16 protein-coding genes and 1 pseudogene are annotated in these 19427 nt (G+C 42.0%); 6 read left to right on the forward strand and 11 right to left on the reverse strand.

Annotated features, from left to right (window positions below):
* Positions 1–677: 677 nt before the first annotated feature.
* Both E0F88_RS30250 and E0F88_RS30255 read left to right on the forward strand, forming a co-directional pair.
* Positions 678–3782 carry a DUF6493 family protein gene (locus tag E0F88_RS30250; protein WP_131962078.1) on the forward strand — a complete coding sequence of 1035 codons (3105 nt, stop codon included), beginning with the start codon at positions 678–680 and terminating at the stop codon, positions 3780–3782.
* A gap of 13 nt (positions 3783–3795) precedes the next feature.
* Positions 3796–5127 (forward strand): SWIM zinc finger family protein, encoded by a 1332-nt coding sequence (locus E0F88_RS30255; protein WP_131962079.1) that lies wholly within the window; start codon positions 3796–3798, stop codon positions 5125–5127.
* A gap of 160 nt (positions 5128–5287) precedes the next feature.
* Here the strand turns inward: E0F88_RS30255 and E0F88_RS30260 are convergent, their stop codons facing one another.
* Together E0F88_RS30260 and E0F88_RS30265 are read right to left on the reverse strand one after the other, a co-directional pair.
* Positions 5288–8818 (reverse strand): ABC transporter permease/M1 family aminopeptidase, encoded by a 3531-nt coding sequence (locus E0F88_RS30260; RefSeq protein WP_131962080.1) that lies wholly within the window; start codon positions 8816–8818, stop codon positions 5288–5290.
* The gene (locus tag E0F88_RS30265; protein ID WP_131962081.1) at positions 8815–9714 is read right to left on the reverse strand and encodes an ABC transporter ATP-binding protein; all 900 of its coding nucleotides are present in this window, start codon (positions 9712–9714) and stop codon (positions 8815–8817) included. The genes E0F88_RS30260 and E0F88_RS30265 overlap by 4 nt, the downstream gene beginning before the upstream one ends.
* A 198-nt stretch (positions 9715–9912) precedes the next feature.
* On the opposite strand from E0F88_RS30265, the gene E0F88_RS30270 reads away from it, so the two are divergent.
* The 3 genes from E0F88_RS30270 (at position 9913) to E0F88_RS30280 (ending at position 12432) form a co-directional block, all read left to right on the forward strand.
* A complete protein-coding gene (locus E0F88_RS30270; RefSeq protein WP_165940189.1) occupies positions 9913–11427 on the forward strand; it encodes a sensor histidine kinase in 1515 nt (504 codons plus the stop codon).
* The gene (locus E0F88_RS30275) at positions 11408–12133 is read left to right on the forward strand and encodes a LytR/AlgR family response regulator transcription factor (protein WP_229213959.1); all 726 of its coding nucleotides are present in this window, start codon (positions 11408–11410) and stop codon (positions 12131–12133) included. The genes E0F88_RS30270 and E0F88_RS30275 overlap by 20 nt, the downstream gene beginning before the upstream one ends.
* A gap of 113 nt (positions 12134–12246) precedes the next feature.
* Complete coding sequence (locus E0F88_RS30280) at positions 12247–12432, forward strand: hypothetical protein (protein WP_131962084.1); 186 nt, start codon at positions 12247–12249, stop codon at positions 12430–12432.
* Between the two features lie 108 nt (positions 12433–12540).
* Here the strand turns inward: E0F88_RS30280 and E0F88_RS30285 are convergent, their stop codons facing one another.
* The 5 genes and pseudogenes from E0F88_RS30285 to ltrA all read right to left on the reverse strand — a co-directional run bounded on the left by E0F88_RS30285 (position 12541) and on the right by ltrA (position 16274).
* Positions 12541–12774, reverse strand: a complete 234-nt coding sequence (locus E0F88_RS30285) for a hypothetical protein (RefSeq protein WP_131962085.1) — start codon at positions 12772–12774, stop codon at positions 12541–12543.
* Positions 12775–12778: 4 nt separating this feature from the next.
* A complete protein-coding gene (locus E0F88_RS30290; RefSeq protein ID WP_131962086.1) occupies positions 12779–13075 on the reverse strand; it encodes a helix-turn-helix domain-containing protein in 297 nt (98 codons plus the stop codon).
* A 643-nt stretch (positions 13076–13718) separates the two neighbouring features.
* Positions 13719–14075 (reverse strand): annotated as a pseudogene (locus tag E0F88_RS30295) (AbiEi antitoxin N-terminal domain-containing protein); the annotation flags it as partial.
* Between the two features lie 86 nt (positions 14076–14161).
* Positions 14162–14947, reverse strand: coding sequence for an IS66 family transposase (gene tnpC, locus E0F88_RS30300; protein WP_131962088.1), 786 nt, complete (start codon positions 14945–14947; stop codon positions 14162–14164).
* 97 nt (positions 14948–15044) lie between these two features.
* The gene (ltrA, locus tag E0F88_RS30305; RefSeq protein WP_131962089.1) at positions 15045–16274 is read right to left on the reverse strand and encodes a group II intron reverse transcriptase/maturase; all 1230 of its coding nucleotides are present in this window, start codon (positions 16272–16274) and stop codon (positions 15045–15047) included.
* 370 nt (positions 16275–16644) lie between these two features.
* Between ltrA and E0F88_RS34590 the strand changes: the two genes are divergently transcribed.
* Entirely contained in the window at positions 16645–16773 is a 129-nt protein-coding gene (locus E0F88_RS34590) for a hypothetical protein (RefSeq protein WP_262709908.1), read from the forward strand.
* 93 nt (positions 16774–16866) lie between these two features.
* On the opposite strand, the gene E0F88_RS30310 is transcribed toward E0F88_RS34590, so the two are convergent.
* From E0F88_RS30310 to E0F88_RS30325, 4 genes are all read right to left on the reverse strand, one after another.
* Positions 16867–17577, reverse strand: coding sequence for an IS66 family transposase (locus E0F88_RS30310; RefSeq protein WP_131962090.1), 711 nt, complete (start codon positions 17575–17577; stop codon positions 16867–16869).
* A gap of 71 nt (positions 17578–17648) precedes the next feature.
* Positions 17649–17996, reverse strand: coding sequence for an IS66 family insertion sequence element accessory protein TnpB (gene tnpB, locus E0F88_RS30315; RefSeq protein ID WP_131962091.1), 348 nt, complete (start codon positions 17994–17996; stop codon positions 17649–17651).
* Between the two features lie 3 nt (positions 17997–17999).
* Positions 18000–18326, reverse strand: a complete 327-nt coding sequence (tnpA, locus tag E0F88_RS30320) for an IS66 family insertion sequence element accessory protein TnpA (protein ID WP_131962092.1) — start codon at positions 18324–18326, stop codon at positions 18000–18002.
* Between the two features lie 421 nt (positions 18327–18747).
* The gene (locus tag E0F88_RS30325; RefSeq protein WP_131962093.1) at positions 18748–19377 is read right to left on the reverse strand and encodes a hypothetical protein; all 630 of its coding nucleotides are present in this window, start codon (positions 19375–19377) and stop codon (positions 18748–18750) included.
* Positions 19378–19427 lie beyond the last annotated feature (50 nt).

The raw sequence follows: 19427 nt of genomic DNA on the forward strand, positions 1-19427 counted from the left end.
TTGCCCGTATTCTACTAAAAATTATCGTCAAACGGAACATAACACCTTGTGTTACAGACCGAGATCCAACTTGCCGGGTCTCCCCGTTAAGAAATTCAATGTAGGGCCGGTTCGCCGGAGTGTTTTTTTGTAAATCAATAGTAAGGAGAGCTGTGGGAAATTTCTTGGTGGGTCAAGGAAAGTTTTACAACTCCCTTCTCAATTCCTAAACGCAGTCGGATGAATTGGTTTTTTGTAAGTAAATTTCTAATCTATTTATTTAACAAAAGCCAGTTCTAATTTTTGCAGATTCAATATCCTTTTTCAGATAATGTTCTCCTATGTTTTTTTACGCTGTGAGCACAAAGGTCCCTATTGAGCTAGGCCTTGATTAACCGCGGTCCAGTATAGAAATTGTTTTAAATGTGATAAAGAGGCATCATCCTTTTTTTTGCGATCCGACATCCTGAACATTGCTTGGCATGGCTGTATTTGAACGCATTTGGGAGCACCGGTAATTTATTTGATCTGTCTGTACCGTATAAAATGGTATAGTTGATTTTTTTTATTTATTATTCAGATGCGATCACATTTTCAGACTTCAAAATGATGGCTAGCTATTCAAAAGGCCATTATCTTTTTGAAACAGGCATTTTATTGGAAATCTACGCAAGCATCTAAATTACGCTACCCTTTACATGAAAAAGCATTTGCAGTATATAGACGAGAAGTCTGATAAGTTTTGGGAAATAGAAACCTCAGATGACTCTTTTACGGTCACCTATGGAAGAAACGGTACAAATGGACAAAGTCAGACTAAAACTTTTATTGATGCTGAAACATGTACCCTGGAAGCTAAAAAACTGATCGCTAAAAAAATAAGAAAAGGATATTCACAAGACGGAATTGTAGCGCTGGCTACCCCCAACAGCCAAGCTTCTAAACAGTCAAATCTCAATGCTGTCTTGGAAGAGTATACGGACCTGGTTAAAACCGGGAATTTTGCGGGTCTTCTTTCGTTCCTAGAAAACAAATCCAGAGGCAACGAGCCAGAGCTGAAAAAACAAATAAGAAAAGCCAAGAGCTATTGGCTAAATTATGTAGACCTCTCTGAGGATAATATCTTTAAGAAAGTGCTAAATGGAGGTAGTAGCTGGGGTAGACGGGCCACTTTAGAACAGCAAGACGTTATTGTCCTGAGTGCAATCGGTCTATTCAACCTTAAGGAAATTATTTCTTGGGATGAGCCGGTAGCTTATTTTGACAGGGTAGAAGAAAAGCATGTTCTTGAAATTCTCAAATGGGCCAAACCCAGCTGGATTAGCAGCTTCATTCTTGACAAAACGCGCAAAACCGAATGGCTGTCCGTTAGTTATCGCAGTATACGACGTCTGGAAGATAGAGGGCTTATAGAATATGATCCTGAACTTTTCATCAGAGCAGTAACCAGATTTGACCCATGGAAAAACTCCGGTAAGTGCAAACATACTGATTATATTGCATACATCACCAATGACGTAACGGCATATAGTAGAGATGTGCCAGGTATATTCAGCTATGAAACCGCGCTACACAATCAATATTTCGCAAATTCACCGGAAGAGAGTAATAAGAGTGTGCTGGTTTGGGAAAGGATATTAAACCACTTGCTTTTCGAGAAAAAAATCGACCGACTTTGGTTTATTGAAAACTGCATATTGGTGCAGACCAAAGACTGGAATGCCAACCTTCGTTCATTTTTCAGAAAGCGACTTGCAGATGCCAAGCCAACCACAGAAGATTTACTTAAATATCAAAATTCATTGTTTCATTGTCTTCACTCGCCATTAAATGCAGTCGTGAGCTTTGCAATCGATTATCTCAAAACGCTCATCTTGCAGGATGGATTCGATTTACAGGAATTCCTTACATGGGTCGAGCCGGTGATGATGCGCGTAGATTGTAAGGGCGCTATAAAAACCTCATTGGGTATTTTTGATAAAATAATAAAAGCCAAACCAGAATTTAAAACGACAATCAGCTACCTGGTCAGTGACATATTTGTGATTGCTGATTTGACCTTGCAGGAAAGATCCTTTAAAACACTCGAAAAGTTACTTGAGGCTGATGATATTATTTTAAGGGAGAAAATGGAAATGTATCTCCCTTTAATGCAGGGAAATATTGCCGTCTTGATTTCGGCATTCTTAGAGAAGGATAGCACCGAAATTGCTAAGAGTGAGCAGGATTATCAGCTCGTTTCAAGGAAGTACAACTTTCTGATAGACCAGAAAAGAGTTTTACCTTTTGAAAGTTTCAATGATATACTTTTTCAATTTGGCAAGTTTATCAGTTCATTCGAGGTTATTGAAGGCGAAAAATTAATCAACGCGTTTATTACACAGCAAGATCTTTTTCCAAACGACGCTCTCGAGCAACTTCGGGTTTATAGCAATCAGCTTCAAAAGACCTATTTTTTAGGAAGCGATAAAAATTATATCTCCGGAATGCTGGTTCACATCATTGAACAGCGGGAAGGTATCTATAATCCATCGCCTGTGACTTACCGTCAGTCGAAGATAATTAACCTTCCCAAAGAAATCCTGCTGGAAGTTCAGAAAAAAATTAAAGCAAAATTTTCGGTACCGTTATTATCTTTTCCAACCCATGCTCCTCACTGGGTTGATCCTGTGGTTTTGGTCCAGCGGCTATTGGAGTACAAAAAAAACGGATGGGTGATAGATGCTCTGGATTTTACAATTGCTCTCAGCAGGATGCCCAGGGAAAATACCCAGGCAGCCTTGCTACTCTGTGACCGGCTTGAAAGCAACCAGGCAGACCTGATTAAGTTTGCCTTGGGTGCAAGCAGTGAAATTAAACTGCAATATGATTCTTTTTTGAAGAAGATGTTTTCAGGAGCAAAATCTGAAAACGTACTCAACCATGCGACCTGGGCTGTTGTGGCGCGCACATTTTATGCTGACGACAACTTTACTGAATTTGAAAATACTTCTCTGAAAAACCTCCCGAATGTTTCTCACCCTTTAATACCTGTTGCTAAGATTATTAACAGGCAAAACGAGTACAAAAATTATTCGACCCAACAACCAGAGTACTATCATTTCAGGGAGCTGTCGGTAGATCTACCGCAATCAAAATGGGATATCCCCCTTAATCTTCTATATAGTCTTGATGTATATGAACGTAAGGCGGATCAATATGTTTATAATTTTCTTTCGCATGGCGATGTCTTGTACTGGCACAGTCTGATGCCGCAGAATGACCAGGCTTTAGCGACAATGATTTTAAAGTACGCTTGTAAAAATAACGAAGCTGGCTCTGATGATCTGAGTGCATTTCTATACTTATCAGCACAGGACGGCTTTGTTTTTTCACAAACTTCTCTATTAGTTATCGGTTGCAGCATGTTCTGTAAGGCTGTCAAAACCAGATCTTACGCTAGTGAGATATTAATTTATCTTATAACAGAACGAAAGATTGATGTAAAGGCGCTGGGAGAAAAAACAGCATATCTCATTTCTGAAAATTATGGTCCGGTGCAGCGTTTTATAGAATGCCTTACAATGCTTAGAGATATTTCATCCTTGCACAATTCGGCTTTAATCATACTATTGGATTCTCTGATTTCAAATTTTACTGCAAAAGATAAGCTGCCAGTGAATTTTAAAAAGTTATTGGAGCTCTATTTGGATCTGTTGATCAGAACGGGCTCAAAACCCAGAGAAGGTGCAATGAATATCATCTCGCTTTGGAAGGACTACAATTCGGTAAAGTCTGTTTTGAGACAAATTCAAAGTATTTAAACTGCCAATCATAATGCTCGCAGACTTAGAATATCACTACAAAAGCGCTTCTGCCTTTGACAAGGGGCAGGGTATCAACAAACTGGTCTTGGCGCATGAGACTGAAATTGAAGAAGTAAATAATATCCCGTGCTTTTTTTGGGGAAGTCTCACCGAACCTTACCTGACAGCGAAGTGCTGGTCGACAATTGCCAAAGTCGTCCGTTCCAGTTTTGGACCTGTGCCCGCCCATTTGAAAGATCCGATTGTTTCTGCGGGTGCCGGCCGGCTTCGATTTGAAGGATTTTCATCCTGCAATGGCGTATATGTCAGACTGGATATGATGCCCGACTCGGTTGATGGTGAATTTATTGCAAGTGGGACGACCAACGTTGATTTTAACGAACCAATACTGAATGCACTTAATTCGATTCAGAAAAATGAAAAGGTTGTTTTGTCGGTCGGACAAAGCGATGTGCGAATAGCCACAGAGAAGACCAGAATAACCGAAAAGAAGGTGGCCTTACCTGCAAGATGGATCAAAGGTTTAACCAGCGTACAGTTGTATCTGGCTGATATGACAAAGGTCTTTGAACTAACCAGACTCCAAGCAATTCAACTTTTTCAGAGCATTCCCAAGACAAATGCAAAAGGGGATTTTTACGTAGTAAACCGGACAGGCAAGTTTGTGTTCTCAATACTGCCGATTGTCGGGACGGTAAGAGTAGGTGGGATACACAGACTGAGATTACTGGAAGGGGTACTACCATTGATCAATACTTTGGAAATATACCAGTCGGGCGATAAGCAAACTTGTGCGCTGGTTGCGAATTTTGGAAAAATGAGGTTGACAATGGCTTTCTCACCCGATTCCTACCGTGGCTTTTCAGGTGAGGGTAAAGCACTTGACAGCATGATCGTAGATCTTCCTACGGAATATATTCATGGTATTAACAGCTTGTTGAAAGCCAATGAAACTTTCGACCCGACTTTAATTTCCATTGAAAATGATATTGATTTCATTACTATGGACAGTTTAACGGCAAATTTATCTTCCATGGGACTATTAGGTTTTGATCTACCTGATAATCAGCATTTTTACAGACGCTTACCATTTAAGACTCAGCGCATAGCGAGTTTGAACCCCAGGCTAAAAAATGCAAAAACGCTGATTGAAAATGGTGATATTGAGATCATTGAGCAAAGACTTGACTATATTGAAGCCAAGGTAAAAGGTTCAGGTGTTTTGCACAAAGTCATCATTGCCGATGACAACGCTAAATGTACTTGTGAGTGGTTCACAACATATCAGGCAACAAGAGGTGTCTGTAAGCACATTTTAGCCGTCAGGATAAACAGAGTGTGAAAACTTTGTTTTTTTCATTAATAATCAAACCGAAATAACTAAGGGTACACAAGGTGACAGTAACAAATTGCTTCTGTCACTAGCTACTACAGATTTCAAATTCGTAAAGTCTGTCCTTGAACAATACATTTGATGTCCGTATTCTTCTATTAGAAGAGTATTAGAAAGATGCCATGTTATTCTTCTGATCGCCGTCTAAGAAGTAACCATAGGGATCTATTGCCACAACCTTTGGCTGTCTGTCAATCACAATTTCAATCACCGTTTGCGGTTTTATGAAATGGTGCCTTCGAAAGTAAATGGGCTCGGTACTCTCCTTCCAGAATCGTTCCTCCGCCCCGAAGATTCCAATATCCATCAAATCGTCAGTTTGCATTTTTTTTGGTTTAAAGTCAGCTTCATCAATTTTATGGACAGTAACCAGCAGTTTTAACCTGAATCGCCCATCGCCAATAGTCTTCAATGAAAGCACTTTAATGCTATTGTCATATACGATTACCTTCCTCAAACGGTTTTCGACCGCAGTTTTTTCAAATGGCGTAGCCTGTTGGCTCAAAGCATTGACCAAGTCGTTAGATGATGGTTTGATGTTAGGAAAACTGTGACTAAATATCAGATTTTTAAGTGCAGCGTTCACACGATCTTCACCCAGCAACTCTCTGATCGCATACATTTCTAACCCACCTTTTTGATAATGAACAAATGGCTGCTCCCAGGTTTGGCTTAACGGAAGTTCTTTCTGAGCAGACCTATTTCTCAAAGTAAAATAAAGCTCGTTATCGGTCCGAAGGTATTGTCGCAGCCTCATTTTTCCCATACGCTTTTCAGCTACCATTGCCTCGGTGTATTTGGCAAGAGATTCGGTCAACAGCGCATTCCCGAAACCATTCTGCGGACGAATTTTGTAAGCCCACCATTGATGCGCGGTTTCATGGGCGGTGGTTGTATAAATAAAATTCAGACGGGAAGTGTCGCTCGCGTCGACCAAAAAATTATACTTTTCACTACTAAAAATGACCCCGGGATATGCCGTAGCCGCCCCTGGATAAGCCGGGATTTCTGCCAGTGTGATCTGTTTGAGCGGATATGGGCTGAACTGCGCATTTCCATAGCTGATGGCATCCTTCATTGCCTGCATCATGGCGGGCAAATTATGTGTCTGTCCTGGCTGATAAAAGATCTGAAAGGTAATACCATTCTCGGATTTTTTATGGACATCATACCGCATACTGCTTATAGCCAACATAAATGCAATGGGCTTTACAGTTTTGTATAAAAAGTAGCTACGCCCGCCTATTTTCCAAGATTTTTCCAAGTTTCCAACTGATACTACCTGTTGGCCGGCAAGGGTGGAAATGGTGTTTTCGAAATCGACTAGATGATAACGCTGGTGGGTCTGTGTAGGTTTAGTCTGTATTTCCATTCCATTTTTTTGCCTTATCCGGGGGTCATCCAGCTCAAATCTGTTATTGTATCCTAAAAACGGCAGAAACTTTTCAAGCTCAATGTAGCTGCCATTGCTTACAACCGAATTTTCGCTTTCGAAGGGCTTAAAACTGGATCGGTCCACTCGTATTGAAAAGTTCAGCAACATTACTGCACCGGGCAGTAACGGTTTTTTAAGGTCGTAAAAATATTGCTTTAAATCTTGGTCTGACCGTTTCAGAGCCGCCCCCGCCATCGTCAAAACAACCAAAGTCACCGACGGATCTACACCAATCCAAAGTTTGGAGATAGCATATGTAGATTTGTTCATTAAGTGATATGTACCTGAAACTTCATACCGCTGTTCATCAGGATAAATGTCCGTTTTTATTTTGATTTTAGTGATGACAGGCTGTGTGAGGGCCGCAATGGGCATATAAGTTTTTTCGTATCGTTTTTGCCATTGAATATCCTTTTTGCTTCCCCTACCAAGAGCAACTCCATCACTTTTTTCAATTATATAAAAGCCGGTACAAATCATCAGCATCAACGTTGATACTATCATTATTTTCGATGCGGCATCCCAATTGCGCATGCCAGCCTTCATCCGTTTCCACCAAGTATCGACCCTTCCGTTTTGCCACCAGCGACTAGCGAGCATACCCAAGGTAATGGCGAAAAATGTCCAGAACAGCATGTATCCGTTAAATGATTCCGCATGGTGCCCAAAGCCATTGATTGCCGAATAAATGACCTGTGGTGCTGAGCCGAACCGTAGTAAGTATTGCTCAATTCCAAGCATTTTTCCAAAAACATATATTCCCAAAACAAGAAGGCTCAACAGCATGCCCAGGTATTTATTTGGAATGATGGTTTGAATAAAAATGATCAGAACCGTAAAAAGCAATAGCTGGAACCCACTGTAATAAAATAGTGAAAAGTATGGTAAAAGCGAAATATTTGTTTGCCCTGTCAAAAACTGGAATCCAATTCCGGTTATGATATTACAACTGATCAATATGCTGATCAACACTGCAAGAGATCCGAATTTTGCCAAAAACAAAACAGCATCCGAAACAGGTGTTGAAAAAACAAGTGACTGAATTCTGCTAACCTGCTCTTTATGAATCAGCTCGGATGCGTAAAAAACCAGTAGCAACAATGCCATTCGCGCGGACAATATCTGTTCTATTACCAATGCGGTAGTGCCATAAAAGCGAATGTCGTATGGACCATGGAGAACATTTTCATCTAATTCCACGCCGTAAACAAATATCCAAAGTGCAAGCAGAACCACAAAAAGCTGCTGTCTGAAAAGCGAGGTAAGTTCCACAAGTAGCTGTGAGCGAAGCGCAGAAATGTAGTAAACGAAGCCCAACTTTTGCAGAGCAACAGGCCTGTATACTACTTTAATTATTTTCCCTCTGAAAGCTTTGGATTTATCAACCGGTCTTGCAGAAGCCGAACTAAACCTGAAATGCTTATAGCTCAATGTAACTGCAAGAACAGCCATACAAGTCCAGAGCAACCGGTTTGAAAGAAATGTACCGGTTACGGCATAAATATGATGATTCCGGCGCCATACGGACCAGCTTTTCAATTCACTAAAGAAGGTAGTCAATCCAAATGGGTCAGCCAATACAGACCACAAACCAGGACCTCCTGTCTTCAAGGCCGATGTGGCCATTAATGGAGAGTTCCCAAAAATGGAAGCGGTAAAATAAAGTATGAAAAGCAGCACGCCCGATGCATAGACAGCTCTCGCGTTTTGGGACCACATGGCCGCTGCAAAGACGAAACTTGCGCAAAACAGCGCATTGGGCAACCCAAATAATAGTAGTGGTTGTAAATAATATAGTAATTGAAAACTTCCCTTTTGGCTCGCCGGCAGCCATACCGTCCCGACCAAGATGCCTGCTGCGGCAATGCAGATGATCAGCGAAACCGACAACAGCAATCCGAAGAGCTTAATGCCAAAGTAAACACGCTTGCTGATTGCCGTCGAAAAAATCAATACATCGGTCTGGTAGGACTTATCTCTGAGCACGACATTCGCACAGAACAATGCGCTGACGAATATCATGAAAATAGACAGCAGGCAAATAATGAAATTGATTACATAGGGTCCGTTCTTTAAAATTTCCGGTCCACCAAAACTTCCGTGCGGCATTAAAGCGCCAAGAAAAAAAAACAGCGCGGCCGTAACCTGAAAAACGATTTGTTTGAAATGATACCTCATTTCAAAACCCATTAGAGAAGCCATCATATTGCCTGCCGATTTCCCGGCCGCTGATTGCCGAATATCGTGGAGAAATAAACGTCTTCCAGGCCAGGTTCGACGAGCCGAAATCCACTATCGGGCTGCACGTCTGAAAGGATATGTACCTGCGTGCTACCACCAATGAACCGCGTTGAGATCACATGGTTGTTACTTTTCAAAACAGCCAATGCGTCTTTGCTGACTGTTTTCTGCCATACCCGGCCGCGTAGTTTTTCGGTTAAGGCGCTGGGTTTGCCTTTCAGGACAAGCTGTCCTCCGATGAGCACCGCCATTTCAGGACATAGATCATGCACGTCCTCGACAATGTGGGTGGACAATAAAACCACCACCTGCTCCCCTATTTCGCTTAGCAAATCGTGAAACCGGTTGCGTTCCAGCGGATCAAGTCCAGCTGTGGGTTCATCAGCAATGATCAGTTGCGGGTTGCCCAGCAATGCCTGCGCAATGCCAAACCGCTGCCGCATTCCGCCGGAGAAAGTGCTGACTGCCTGTTTTCGGTTTTCATACAGATTCGTTTGCTGCAAAAGTGCAGCGACCTGTTGCTTGCGGTCGGCTCTATTTGTGATACCCTTCAAAACAGCCAGATGTTCCAACAATTCTGCCGCCGAAATTCTGGGATAAACGCCGAAATCCTGCGGCAGATACCCAAGCCGGCTTCTTAGAAAATGCGGATTGGTCCCAATATCAGTTTCATCAAAAAACACATTTCCGCTATCCGGCTGAAGTAACGTGGCCAGTATTTTCATCAGGGAAGATTTGCCCGCGCCATTTGGCCCGAGTAAGCCGAACATCCCATTGCCGATTTGCAGGGAAACGTTGTCCAGCGCCTTGACACCATTGGGATAAGTTTTGAGAAGGTGGTCGATTTTAAGTCGTTGCATTCGATTACAATTTGGATAAGAGCCCAAAACTGTGCAATACCTGGCTGGCAAAGAAAAATAGATGATATGGGCCGGGCTTTTAAGGATAAACCTTTTGTGTACCTTGATGAAAGCTTATTTTAAACCAATGTCACGAAAAAAGGTGCTTTCATCATTCTTTTTTGGCAAGCAGCAGAATCTACGGTTTCTTTGATGTCTATGAGTAAGTGGATTCAAAAAGACAGGTTTTATCCGGGCAGGCTGGACTTTTGGCTTTATCTCGGCCTATTATTCTGGATCGCCATTATTGAGGCACTTAATGCCGCCGGCAGCTGGGAAACATACTTTTCTGCTGCAAGCGCGCTTTGCATTTCGCAGTTCCCTGTCCTTGCGTTTGCATGGAAAAAAGAGAGTTGGAAGAAATCGCTTGCTCCACGTAAGTACCGAAGCTACCACATTGCATGCTATGGAATTTACCTTCCGTTGCTAGCACTGGGCAGCAGCCTTATACTCGATCAGAAGACCAACACATGGGAGATTGTGCTGCAGGGTGCTATTTGCTCTCTGGGTCTGGAGGTTATCCTGATAGCCAATACGTATTGGAATAAGCAGGTTGTTAATGCGAAATGGGTGCAGCGGATGAGCCTGGAAAAGGCAATTCTTATCTCACTGATATTCTTAGCGATTACCCTGTCGTCCATGGCAGTGTCAAGTCTGAATAATCCGCTTTATGATACAAAGGATCAATTGTTGATCGGGTTTGAATTCAACCTTTCGAAGATATTTTCCAGATTTGATACTTTTCTGATTTACGCGCTTCAATTGCTTTTAATGTATCTATGTGGCTATTTTTTCTTTCTGATCAACAGCAGAATTCTGGTTTCCAAAGTGCTGAAAGAAAAAGGTACCGTCTTTTACGTTCTTAGTGCCTTAGCCGTGGTAGGGGCCTTCTATCCGGTCATGGGGCAACTGCTATCTCTTTTACCCTTCAGCAAACAATTGGGCGGCACTTTCTCGCAAAATCCGTTTGTCTGGGAAAATGCATTCGGCGCAATCATTATTTTACTGGTTAGTTTACCTGTCCTTCTGGCCGTGCAATGGTCAAAACAGAATACACGCATTGTTTTATTAGAAAAAGAAAAATCACAGGCCGAATTGAACTTGTTAAAACAGCAACTGAATCCCCATTTTTTCTTTAATACCCTTAACAACTTGTATGCATTAAGTCTACAAAAATCTAGCGAAACGCCAGAAGTAATACTTCAATTAGCGGACCTGATGCGTTATGTAATCTATAAAGCATCAGAGCCCTCAGTTCGGATCATGGAAGAAGTGAAGTATTTGCGAGATTATCTGCAACTACAATCGATCCGGCTGAAAGAAAAATTTGACCTGCGTTTTGATGTGGATCTGCCAGATGAAAACTTCAAAATCGCCCCGCTGCTTCTTGTCGTATTGATTGAAAACGCATTTAAGCATGGCATTGAACCTGCTAGTGGCGATGCATTTTTGCATATCACCTTGAAAACGGACCAAAGAAAACTATACTTCACCTGTCAGAACTCTTTTGAACTGGTATCGGAAAATCCCTTAGGGATTGGTTTAAATAATCTGAGAAAACGGATACATTTATTATACCCTGGCAATCACAATCTTAAAATTGAAAAGGATAACACTAAATTTAAGGTGGAACTGGAATTAGAAAATTATGAATATGCGGTGCCTGATCATTGATGATGAACCACTTGCGCATGAAGTGATCCTTGCTTACATGGCAGATATTCCGTTTCTCGAAAACGCCGGGCAATGTTACCGGGCCACCGAAGCATTGGTTTTTTTAAGTAATCAGACAGTGGATTTGATTTTCCTCGATATACGCATGCCTAAACTTACCGGACTTGACTTTATCCGGACATTACAGCAACGTCCGCTAATTATTGTGACTTCCGCCCATGAGGAGCACGCACTGGAAAGCTTCGAGCTGGAAGTATGTGATTACCTGCTAAAACCGTTTCGTTTTGACCGCTTCCTGAAAGCCGTAAACAGGGCCAGCACACAGTTTAATCTTCGCATGCAGATCACGAGCTCCAGACCAAAAGATTATTTGAAAGCACCTACCCAGCCCAATTTCATCTCCGTTAAGACTGAGAAAAGACTGGTGAAAGTACTGCTTGATGAAATCTACTATTTCGAAGGTTTAGGTAATTACGTGAAGGTCTGGGGTGAGCAAAACTTTCTACTCACAGCACGTACTATGATCAGCTTTGAAGAAAATTTGCATTCTGAATCTTTCGTTCGAATACACAAATCGTTTATTCTAAATAAAAAGTTCATCCATTATATTGAAGGAAATGTTGTGTTCCTAAAAAATGGAAGCAAGTTACCGATAGGCAAAAATTACAGACAACTGCTCTCTAACGGCTCATTATTAAATCCGTGAACTGACCCTACCCGGTTACATGTAAATGATTACAACTTAACACACTTTTATCCAGGTCTGTTGTGAGATGGCTCCCAAAAAACGGCACACTTTTTTACACAACCTAATGCAAAATGGATAACCGAAAAAAAGGAAAGACTTGGAGAAGCTATGAGTCTGATTTCAAGCAGGAACTGGTTAGTATGTTGATTTCTGGAAAGAGTGCCAGCGAACTTTCTGAAACATTTGGAATTGCCCAGAAACGGTACGCCGTCGCGGCTTCTTTACCGTTGGAAAAGAATGGCAACTATTCATCATGAACGCCCAACAGAAATTCAATGTCGTACAATGTCTTCGAGTATTGCCTTCTTCTTTGGCCTTAATATAGGCTCTTCTTTTCATCAGCGTACGTCCCCAAGTATCTGGCATTAATCTAGAAATACACCGAAATTTTCTTTCTGATTTGGATGTTGAGCACCGCTAAACCAGGCAATGTCCGGGTCCAAAAGTAGTTGCTCATTGGATTTGATCCAATCAGGGTCGTATGTAAAACTAAAAGATTTTCTTCCTTTCACCTGCTGGGCAGCCAGTATACCGATACATTTTGGACCAGACATTCCTATCCAGTCGGCATAAACCCAAATGTCTGTATTATCTGCCATATTATTATGATTTGCCGATCAATTCCAAATCTTGCAATTTTCTTCCAAAAGTATCGTCAGCGGCCAGTTTCAAAAAATCATCCTGTAATCCAAGAACCCTCAGCACATTGAAATACGCGCCCAATGATACACTTGGGTTGCCCTTTTCGATATGATATAATGTAGTCCTGTCAATACCAGCTCTTTCAGCTACCTGTATCGTCGTAAGTTTGCGTCTCTTCCGTGCCAGCTTAATATTCTCCCCCAACTGTCCAAAGATTTTTGCAAATCTGGGAAGTAGGATCTGTTTTCTATTGTTCATGATGTTGTTTATAATCAACAATAATAATTAAAATGTTGATTATAAACAACATTTTAATTATTATTTAACAATCACTAGCCTCCCAAAACGTCAATACATTAAAAAAAATTGAAGCAATTACAGTAGATTAAATGTCTTTTCAACCAAGGAAAAAAATCATTTTTATCATTTAAAAGATACCAGCTACAATCATAACTGGTATCAATTGTTTATGCTATCAGCTTAACTATTTTTTCTAAATCTTATAAAAAATGGTTCGACAATTGTTCTGGAAGGGGTACTAAGCCGAACTTTTGTGAGAAATCACTTAACGTTCGGCTTTATTATCGTATTAAGTCTTTGATTATCTAAAAGATAAGAGCATCCACCTCATTGATTTTTGTGGTTCGATATCGCAACCGATAAATTCGCGTACTTGATTAGTATTGGGCCAGTTTTTGCTATTAAATATGATAAGCTCCTCGGAAGTGTGGGTATTGATTTTGGAATATTTCAAGTTGCGTACAAAATAGAATTTTCGGACGATTAGTCATTTTATTCCGTTAAACTGTATCGTCCTGAAAAACGCTTACAGTTTGATGGAAAAAGATTTAACTGTCACTTCTGTCATGCCCATTTCAGCAGGGAGAAAAGAGGATTGATGTTAGACCAGCTTTATGCCCCAATCTGCTTTTTTGCACCAGGCTGGTAACTTTTCTTTTTCTGTGCCGAATAAATCGACTTTGGACTGAGCCAATTCCAGATAATGGGCTTTACCAAGCAAGGATAAAGCTGCTCGGCCGCCTGGATGGATGGAGAGAGCGAGTTGGTGTTGTAAAGTATAAATAGCCCCCTCATAGCCTACTGAATCGCCGACACGCCTCAGAGCTCCCGTCTCAAAGGATTCCAGCCACTTGCTCTTTTTATAACGGCTGAGCAACTGATTAGAATATCCCTTTTGATTAAGCCACGATGTGGCGGCGACAGTACCCAATGGCCAGTCCTGCGTTAAAAGGTTTACCTTAGTCTCGTTTTATAAACTCATAGTTTATTTATACGTAAGCAGTCGGCCATCCCCCTATTTTTCCAAGAGGTGTAATACAGAGATTATTGATTCAGTTTCCAGCGGTTTGGAAGAAGGTCTGAGAATTTACCATCATAATCAGGGTCATTCACTTTACGAAGAATATCCAGCAGCCAGTCGTACGGATTTACTCCATGCTTTTTACATGTGGCGAAAAGAGAATAGATCATGGCAGCATTTTGAGCAGTGTCATGCGTGCCTGCGAAGAGGTAATTACGCCGACCCAATGCGATTGGTCTGATAGCATTCTCGATCAGATTATTATCGATTTGTAAATCTCCATGGAGCGCATATAGTCTCATGCTTTCCATTAATGGAAGAGCATATCCAATCGCCTTTCCAATAGGACTCTGTGGTAGTACTTTGGGATACTCCTGCTGCATCCATTCGTGTAGTTGGGTGAGTATCGGCAGGGCTTTCGTCATCCTTTTTTCGACAATCTGACCTTCACTGAGTGGTGGCATATGCTCACGGATTTCCTTTTCAATCCCGTAAAGCTGACCGATAGTTCCTACTGCCCAAGCAGCTCTCTGGTTGTCATTTTTAACCGCTTCATCAAACTTCCTGCGGATATGGGACATACAAAAGTAATGGTAGATGGATTGATTCTTCTCAAAAAGGCTCTGATATACATTGTATCCATCAGTCTGGATAACGCCTGAGAAGTCTTTTAATATTCTTTCCGGTCCTGTTTTATCTCGCCCTGGACAATAATCGAAGAAAACCAGTCCATCTGCAGGGGCATGATAAGCCCACAAGTAGCCCTTGTGAGAGCTTCCTTTCTTTCCGCTGTTTTCCAGGACCTGTATGCTGTCGAGTAGGTAAGGGGAATTTCACCCCAAACCTCTCACAGCACCGTGCGTGACAGTCTCCCGTCACACGGCGCTTCCAGATCAGCGAAACGGGTCAATAAGGCCGCACATAAGGCCAGTGCTCAAAAAGGCGTGGGTTGGTTTTGTAAACATTAACAAGCCACCGATGTGCCCTGCCCTTCCCCATGCGTCTGGTATTCATGATCCATCTTACCATCTTGGTGTTCAGCCAGTACCATACATCCCGGGTCGTCCAATGGGAGTAGTGGCAGTAATAGCGGTACCACCCCCGGATTTTAGGATTTAGAACCTTTGCAAGATCCTGTATTGTCCCTTTGTAACTACGACCAACTACTTTCCGCAGCTTTTGTCTGACATCATTCTTTGAGGTTTTACTCATGCAAGGGAAATATGTCAACAACCAACCATTTTTGGTCGGTCTGCGTAGCGGCCTGAATGTGTAACTGAGAAAATCGAAGCTTACACTCGTATGGGACTCGGTATGGGTCATATTCTTGCAATATACCACATGGGTTTTCTCCTGGTTCAACTCCAGACGGCGTTCTTTCATCCTTTTAGCCACAACATCTCTAATAAAGAGAGCTTGCTTTTCAGTGGTACAGTGAATAATCGCATCATCGCAATAGCGTTCAAAAGGCATATTGGGGTGATTGTTCTCCATCCATTTGTCAAAGGCAAAGTGTAAAAATATGTTGCTCAGTAGCGGCGAGATAACACCTCCCTGAGGAGTTCCTCTTTCACGATTTACAACAACTCCACCTTTTGAAACACCGGCTTTTAGCCAGCGATCAATATACATGAGAATCCACTTCTCCTTTGTGTACCTCTTGACTGCAAGCATTAACAGATCGTGATCCAGATTGTCGAAGAATCCTTTAATATCCAGATCTACCACCCAGCTGTAGTAACCACAGTTTGTAACCGCTTTGGCCAATGCCTGATGGGCACTCTTGCCGGAGCGATAACCGTAACTATCAGAATGAAAGCTGCTGTCTACCTTTGGTTCCAGATAACTCTTCACAACCTGTTGGGCGATACGATCCGAGACAGTAGGTATGCCCAGGTTTCGAACGCCACCAGATTTCTTGGGTATCTCCACTTGTTTTACCACGGGTGGATGATAACTACCAGAGCTCATCCGGTTCCAGATCCGGTAAAGATGACTTGGTGCATTTTGATCAAAATCTGTCAGACTTTGCTCATCGATACCCGCACTACCTTTGTTAGACTTTACTTTCCTGTAAGCCTCCAGTACCATTTTCTTGGTAATAGGATGCTGCTTTGTTTCATAATAATCAATCATCCCTTTTTACAGTTGTTGTTTGTTATAAAACCAATCCGGTCAGGCCCTTCCCTCTGCCACCATTACAGTGACTTCCTCAGTACTACGACATGATCCGCCTCTGTACAGATCATCGGTTTTCCGCCTCCCGGGTGATCCGGTTGTACGTTTCCCTTATCATTCCTGCACAAATTCCCTTGTTCCAACAAATCGCCTGTTACAGTGTCTTGCTGTCTATGTACCGCCTGCCGCTTAGTCAACACCAGGTTGCTGCCACTAAACTTTGTCCGGCCACGAGACTATTGTCCGGTTATGACAGAATATGTTGATATCGATACTTTACCATGACAGTTCACTTTCGTTCAACTCACTGTAACTCACCTGACAGATCATGTCTGCCTTTTCCTTGTCGCTCAGCACCTCCTATTTTCATAGCAAAGCACCACAAGGTGGTTTGCAGGATATGCCTGTCACCTCCTGCGATGGGCCTGCCATCATCAATCTGTCAGCATATGGCTAACTCGCCATTTCAAGGCACACGGTCTCGTCAATCTGCAAGTACAGATTGGCCAATACTTCACGCTTCAAAGCATTGTAGATCGGTTCCAGGGATTTACATGCTGCATTGGTGCGGGCCGCCGCCGCGGTTATCCGTTAGTGTCGAAGGCGGGATTTTCATCGCGCGGCGAACCGTTCCTATCCGCTCGAAGATCTGCTTTTGCCGGTACAGTGGGAGATGATCCACGAATTTACCGGTAAGAAGATGTGCAAGGACGGATTCATCAAAGAGACCTCGTTTGATTGTCCGGGAGGGTATTGGTGCAATAAGTACACCCTTTGCATCTGAGTTAACAGAATCTCTCAATGCCCACTTGCGGCGAACGATTCTGCGCACCTTGAAGCAGGCAGGGACCATTACCAGTATTTCAGTGACTTCCTGACCAATCACTTTATATTCAGTCAGATCACCTTCAGGATCAATTATGACTTCTTCCCTTTCCAGCTCGTCTGGCAATACCATTCTTGTGCGAGCTGCTTTCTGACGCTTTTCACCTTGTTTGTCCTGCTCCTGGTTAAGACTCTTAGCTTCCCTAAATGCAAGTTCTTCCGAGTTTTGTATATCCTCAGATGTGGCACCCAAAGGGAAAATATCAAGTTGCCCTTCCAGATGTTTTTTAACTCTGTTATCAGATCTTATTCCGAAAAGTTTTCTGCGTAATTCATTAGCATCCAACAGCGCCAGCCTAAGTTTTTGCTCGGTCTGCTCCAGCTTCTGCTGGGCCTGTTCGTATAACAATTTATAGTCTGGTTCTGCTGCAGTCATACTATAAAAATACAAAAAAAAGTGGCTTATCAACGTGTGAAGGCCACTTTCTAAAAAATATTATGCGCCTTTTAATAGGTGGACAGTTGTTTATAACGCTTGCGCAGCTGAACAGATTTCAACTTAACACCTTGTAAAATTAGCGTCAGTTCCCTCGTAGAGATCAGTAATTTTTTATCTGACGGGCGCTCAAAGGTACCTGCCTCTAATCGTTTTGCATAGAGTGCGTAGCCGTCGCCATCCCATTGTAGCAGACGCACCTGATTAGCTCGTTTTCCAATAAACACAAAGACATCACCTGATAGCGGGTTCAGCTTTAAACCGTTTTGTACCAGGCCTGCGAGCGAATAGACTCCGCAGCGCATATCCACAGGCTGGCTGAACAAGAAGTAACGTGTAGAAGAAGATAAAGACAGCATCGGTTAAGCCAGCAGTGCTTTTACCCATGCGGGCTCCGGCAACTCATAGAAAACAAGAGCACTTTTGTCGGTCACTCGAAGTTCCGCGACTGGTTGAGAAGACTTTACTTCGATCTTATTAACCTTCATTTCGATGAACTCAGCCTCCGGAAGAGTATTGGTTTTAAACCTTTTGGCCCAATACCAGAATGTTGAATACTTAACGGATTCCTGCTCGCAGAATACACGAGCACCTTTTCCGCTACTTTTCCATCGAAGATAGAGCTGGTGATACCGTTGCTGGGATTTGTGTTGTTCTTTTTTCATACCCCAAAGCTCATTATTACTCATCAGCCTTGAAAGATGGATACAGGCGATTGCTTACATTTATACAGTATAAAACAAACTTTGTAAAGGATAAAGTTTATAATTATCTCAATTTATAAACTAATAGTTTATAAATATGATGAATAGTAAACCTTGTTTTGCAACTTAATTCACAGAATAGCAATACTGTTTAGATATGATCCATAGTAAAGCAATCTGAATCACCTTACTTACTGACCTCAAAGTCCTCGGAACAAGAAAAAAATGATAAGAGAATTACTAATTTTTTGGACAAACCCAAAGATGGTAACCCAAGAAGCTTGCTATATTTTAATATAAACTCAACTAAAATCCTTTCTAGGCCGGCATAAGCTAATAAGACTGCCACAAGACCCGTATAAAAGGACAAAAGGAGGCTCCATATTTAATTGACAGCCTCCCAATCTTAAAACCTGCTTATGCTCCAAGCTTTAAGCACTGAATCTGCCTGAGATAGACTTATGGGCTTGCTTTTAAGGTGTCTGTGTTCAATAAAACCTTGGTTAGACGTAGCGGATTCTGTAATAGGAGCAAACAGAAAGGCCTGCCGGCGTCCCTGGACGAAAACATTATTATCTTTTTCATTGATAAGCCTTCGGTGGAAAGTAGATATAGTATCATTTACATAGTCGTAATCGATCTCCAATCGTTCCCAACCATAATAATCCGGATCATTCTCGCTGAATCTTCTACCAGAATAATAAAGATCAGTCTCCCGAATTGGCTTTATGTTTGACTTTAAAAAATAAACTTCCTTCTTTGCATGACGAGAAGAAGAATCTTCCCGTGGATCCGCAGTGGTTTTTTTCGTAAAATCACACTCGCCTACGTCGCCACTAAATACTACACGTGATGGCAACCAATCGTTATCCGGCAATATTGGGATTTTCAGCTTAACACGCTGCTTATTATAATCACTACCGAATAGCGCAAAAATTTCTTCTTTGCGGCTCTCCTCTCGCACGAATTCGCACCCCAGCAGATTTATCAAAAATCCATAAAGCAAAAGCCACTTGCATATTTTTGGTGATACCATCTATATGATCAGATTTAAAGTTAAAAATCTACAGTCTCTGTCCATACCCA

The organism is Dyadobacter psychrotolerans (assembly GCF_004349265.1).
Taxonomy (GTDB): Bacteria; Bacteroidota; Bacteroidia; order Cytophagales; family Spirosomataceae; genus Dyadobacter; species Dyadobacter psychrotolerans.

Excerpts from the sequence above, each read along its gene's own strand:
- E0F88_RS30270 (WP_165940189.1), top strand. The coding sequence starts at position 9,913 with ATGAGTAAGTGGATTCAAAAAGACAGGTTTTATCCGGGCAGGCTGGAC.
- E0F88_RS30260 (WP_131962080.1), bottom strand. The coding sequence starts at position 8,818 with ATGATGGCTTCTCTAATGGGTTTTGAAATGAGGTATCATTTCAAACAA.
- E0F88_RS34590 (WP_262709908.1), top strand. The coding sequence starts at position 16,645 with ATGTCTGCCTTTTCCTTGTCGCTCAGCACCTCCTATTTTCATAGCAAA.
- E0F88_RS30310 (WP_131962090.1), bottom strand. The coding sequence starts at position 17,577 with ATGACTGCAGCAGAACCAGACTATAAATTGTTATACGAACAGGCCCAG.
- ltrA (WP_131962089.1), bottom strand. The coding sequence starts at position 16,274 with ATGATTGATTATTATGAAACAAAGCAGCATCCTATTACCAAGAAAATG.
- E0F88_RS30250 (WP_131962078.1), top strand. The coding sequence starts at position 678 with ATGAAAAAGCATTTGCAGTATATAGACGAGAAGTCTGATAAGTTTTGG.
- tnpA (WP_131962092.1), bottom strand. The coding sequence starts at position 18,326 with ATGAGTAATAATGAGCTTTGGGGTATGAAAAAAGAACAACACAAATCC.
- E0F88_RS30280 (WP_131962084.1), top strand. The coding sequence starts at position 12,247 with ATGGATAACCGAAAAAAAGGAAAGACTTGGAGAAGCTATGAGTCTGAT.
- E0F88_RS30265 (WP_131962081.1), bottom strand. The coding sequence starts at position 9,714 with ATGCAACGACTTAAAATCGACCACCTTCTCAAAACTTATCCCAATGGT.
- tnpB (WP_131962091.1), bottom strand. The coding sequence starts at position 17,996 with ATGCTGTCTTTATCTTCTTCTACACGTTACTTCTTGTTCAGCCAGCCT.
- E0F88_RS30285 (WP_131962085.1), bottom strand. The coding sequence starts at position 12,774 with ATGGCAGATAATACAGACATTTGGGTTTATGCCGACTGGATAGGAATG.
- E0F88_RS30290 (WP_131962086.1), bottom strand. The coding sequence starts at position 13,075 with ATGAACAATAGAAAACAGATCCTACTTCCCAGATTTGCAAAAATCTTT.
- E0F88_RS30275 (WP_229213959.1), top strand. The coding sequence starts at position 11,408 with ATGCGGTGCCTGATCATTGATGATGAACCACTTGCGCATGAAGTGATC.
- E0F88_RS30325 (WP_131962093.1), bottom strand. The coding sequence starts at position 19,377 with ATGGTATCACCAAAAATATGCAAGTGGCTTTTGCTTTATGGATTTTTG.
- E0F88_RS30255 (WP_131962079.1), top strand. The coding sequence starts at position 3,796 with ATGCTCGCAGACTTAGAATATCACTACAAAAGCGCTTCTGCCTTTGAC.